The sequence below is a fragment of the Phytoactinopolyspora endophytica genome (assembly GCF_004138495.1).
Classification (GTDB): Bacteria; Actinomycetota; Actinomycetes; order Jiangellales; family Jiangellaceae; genus Phytoactinopolyspora; species Phytoactinopolyspora endophytica.
Genome location: NZ_ML142856.1, coordinates 225,195 through 228,499 on the forward strand (window position 1 = coordinate 225,195; position 3,305 = coordinate 228,499).

At 66.5% G+C, this 3,305-nt stretch carries 4 protein-coding genes; 1 reads left to right on the forward strand and 3 read right to left on the reverse strand.

Features of this window, described 5'->3' with window-relative positions:
• Nucleotides 1-241, forward strand: a 241-nt coding sequence (locus tag ELR45_RS38165) for a hypothetical protein (protein WP_205856764.1), incomplete at its 5' end; no start/stop codon positions are given.
• A 10-nt stretch (nt 242-251) separates the two neighbouring features.
• On the opposite strand, the gene ELR45_RS17355 is transcribed toward ELR45_RS38165, so the two are convergent.
• From ELR45_RS17355 to ELR45_RS17365, 3 genes are all read right to left on the reverse strand, one after another.
• The gene (locus tag ELR45_RS17355) at nt 252-1,493 is read right to left on the reverse strand and encodes an ABC transporter permease (RefSeq protein ID WP_129667508.1); all 1,242 of its coding nucleotides are present in this window, start codon (nt 1,491-1,493) and stop codon (nt 252-254) included.
• The gene (locus tag ELR45_RS17360) at nt 1,490-2,644 is read right to left on the reverse strand and encodes an ABC transporter permease (protein ID WP_129667509.1); all 1,155 of its coding nucleotides are present in this window, start codon (nt 2,642-2,644) and stop codon (nt 1,490-1,492) included. Before ELR45_RS17360 ends, ELR45_RS17355 begins: the two co-directional genes overlap by 4 nt.
• The coding region (locus ELR45_RS17365) for an ATP-binding cassette domain-containing protein (RefSeq protein WP_205856765.1) at nt 2,641-3,305 on the reverse strand (665 nt) is incomplete at its 5' end. The genes ELR45_RS17365 and ELR45_RS17360, both read right to left, overlap by 4 nt.

The following is a 3,305-nucleotide window of genomic DNA, read 5'->3' on the forward strand; positions in this document are numbered from 1 at the left end:
GCGCCGTCGCGGCAAGAACGTAGGCACGCTGCTTGGTCTCGTCGACGAAGACATGACCACCCATCCGTACCACTTCCTGCGCATCGCGATGTCGTCCCGACGTACCCAGCTGCGCTGGAAATGCAGCCGCCTTGAGGGCGGCTCGCCGCTACGAATAGCTTGTCCACGCGTTATGACGTTGATTAACCCCATGAAGCTATCAACTGGCACCGACAACCTGCTGTTGCGGAGCGTCCCGTAGTGGGGCGTGATCAGAGGCGGGTTAGCGTCAGGCGAAGGCGCCATGCAGCTAGAGAGAACAGGACGGCTGCGAACGCCGCCAGTACGCCGAGTTCGGGCAAGATGTCGGCGACGGTGCCATCGTGACGGCTGAGCTCGTTGAACGCGTCGAGTGCCCAGGCATGGGGCGTGACATGCGCGATGGTGCGCATGGTCGAGCCGAACAGTTCCAGCGGCAGCATGCTTCCGCCCAGGGCACCGAGCCCTAGCCCGACCATCACGGTGATGCCGGCCGCCTGCTCGTCGTTGTGCATGACCGCACCCACCAGCATCGCCGCACCGGCCGCCACGGCTGTGAACAGCACGAGCACCACCACCGCGCTCGGGATGTTCCCCCACGACACGCCGAACAGCAGCCCGGAGGCGATCATGATGTAGACCGCCTGGAACATGCCGACGCTCCACCGGCCCGCACCCTCGCCGACCACGATGGTGCTGATGCTCGTGGGCGTTCCCACCATCCGCCTGCTCACGCCGTGCTTGCGGCTCTGGATCAGCGACGCGGCTCCGGTCAGCGCATTGAGGAACGTCATCAGCAGCAGCATGCCGACCGCGACCTGGTCGACGCCGTACTCCTCGTCGTCCGGATCACCGCCGCCGGCCAGGACCCGTTCCACGTCGATCGCCGGCAGTGCGGCCTCGGTGTCCTCCACCGCCGCCGCCACCTCGTCGTCGGAAGCGTCCGTCCGACTGAGCAGCTCACCGGACACCCGCGGGACCACCGCCTCGGCCTCGAAGGCGCGCGTCAACACCCCTTCGAGCTGCGCCGCGTCGTCGCCGGGTCCGAGCACCATGGTGATCTCGAGACTCTCCCCGCCGCGCAGGGCCGTCTCCGCTTCGTCAGGTACGACGACGCCGGCCGGCACCGTCTCGTCCTCGACCAGCTCACGCAACTCGCCTGCTGAGTCGACCCGGCGCACCTCTGCGGCCCCAGAGTCCTGCAACCTCTCGATCGTCCGCTCGACCAGCTCGCCTGTCCCCGAGACACCGACTTCAGGAGCCTCGTCGCCGGAGAACTGCGTACCGAGGATCGCGATGATCAGGATCGGGAAGACGAGGACGAAGAAGAGGTTGGCTCGCTCTCGGAACATCCGGACCAGGTTGTACCGGGCGATCGTGAAGATCTTCAGACCGGCGGCGGAGGACCTGTCTTCGTGCTCGTTCCCAGCGGCCCGCACGGTTGTCGCGTTCTGACTCGTCGTGTCCTGGCTCATGGGGTCAGCCTCCGCCGCAGCAACACGGCCGCCGGAAGCCCCGCCACCACGGAGATCACCACCAGGGCCAGCACGGGCGTACCTACAACAGTCCACGAGTCCGCGTCGGCCAGATCCTCCAGGCCGCCTAAGAACCAGTAATGCGGAGTCGCCCGCGCCAACACCCCGATCAGACCCTCGCCGGAGACCGGAAACCATGATCCGCCGAGCATGGCCAGGCCCACCGCGATGATCGCCTGCGCCGCGCCTGCACCCTCAGCCGTCTTGGCCAGCCCAGCGACCACCGCCATCAACGCCACCGCCGTCAGCACGGCCGCCAGCACCAACGTCGTAACGCCGAGCCACGAGCCCCACGACGCCCCCATGAGCACCGTGGCGGCGACCATCAAGATCATCGTGGCCAGGACCCCGAGCACGTAGCTCACGGCGCCCTTCGCCACCACGATCGAGTCACGCGGGATGGGCGCCGCCAGAATCCTGGTCAACGTGCCGTTCTCTTTCTCGTTCAACAGAGTGGTGACGCCGAACTGAACCGTGAAGAAGACGAACATCACCGCCATCCCGGCCATCATCCGTGCGCCCATGTCGAGGCCCTCGCCCGCAGGCGTCTCCCGAACGGACTCGATGCCGGACTCGGTTGTCGTGGTCTCTGCCGGCAGTCCCAGCGCGGTTCCCGCCGCTGTGGCGAGCCGGGTCCGCTCGATATCCGCCACGAAACCGTCGACGATCGACTCGGCTACGCCGGCCTGGACCGGCCGGTCCGGGTTCTCGACCACGTCCAGCCGCGGGCTGCCGGCCTGCGGCGAGGTCACGTCGGCACCGAACCCACTCGGTATGACGATCACCGCGTCGAGATCATCGTCGAGGACCGCCGCATCCGGATCGGCGCCGGAGTCCAGCACGGTGATCTCGAAGCCACCCTCACCGTCCAGCCCGCCGATCCCATCGCGCAGCTCACCGGCGATGTCGGACTGGTCGGCGTCGACCACGCCTACTTTGACTTCCAGCTCTCCTTCGCCGAGGTCGCCGAAGACGAGGTCCAGAATGAACGCGAGCATCAAAGGTGTGAGGATGCCGAGCAAGAAGAAGGACTTGTCGCGCAGGCGTTCCCGGAGGTCCTTCCCGACCAGTGTGCCGACCGCACCGATCATTCCCGTAGCGCCTTGCCGGTCAGGTGCAGGAAGACCGCTTCCAGATCCGGGCGGGAGATATCGATCGACCCGACCTGGACGCTTCCCGCGGCGAGACGGCTGATGATCCCGGGCAGCCTCCGGGAGCCGTCATCGGTGAGAACGACGATGGCTCGTTCCTCGGTCGCGACGTCGCTGACTCCGTCGACCGACCGGACGTGTTCGGCGGCCGTCTCCACGGATCCACTGACCTCGATCCGCATCCGGTCCTGCTCGCCGATACTCGCCGTCAGCTGATCGCGGGTTCCCTCGGCGATGACTGTGCCGGCGTCGATGATGCCGATCCGGTCACACAGCCGTTCCGCCTCCTCCATGTAATGCGTGGTGTAGAGCACTGCCATCCCCTCGCCGGACAGTGCCTCGACGGATTCCAGGATGGCGTTGCGCGACTGCGGGTCCACCCCGACTGTCGGCTCGTCCAGGATCAGCAGTCGCGGCGAGTGCAGCAAGCCGATGCCGATGTTCAGCCGGCGTTTCATGCCGCCGGAGTATGTATTGGTGCGGTCCTTGCGACGGTCGGTCAGACCGATAACGTCGAGCACCTCGTCGATACGGGACCTCGCTTCGCTCTTGGACATTCCGTACAAGGACGCGAAGAACTTCAGGTTCTCGTCGGCGGTGA

Bases quoted from the DNA above. Each gene is read 5' to 3' on its own strand.
- ELR45_RS17355 (WP_129667508.1), bottom strand. From the start codon at position 1,493: ATGAGCCAGGACACGACGAGTCAGAACGCGACAACCGTGCGGGCCGCT.
- ELR45_RS17360 (WP_129667509.1), bottom strand. From the start codon at position 2,644: ATGATCGGTGCGGTCGGCACACTGGTCGGGAAGGACCTCCGGGAACGC.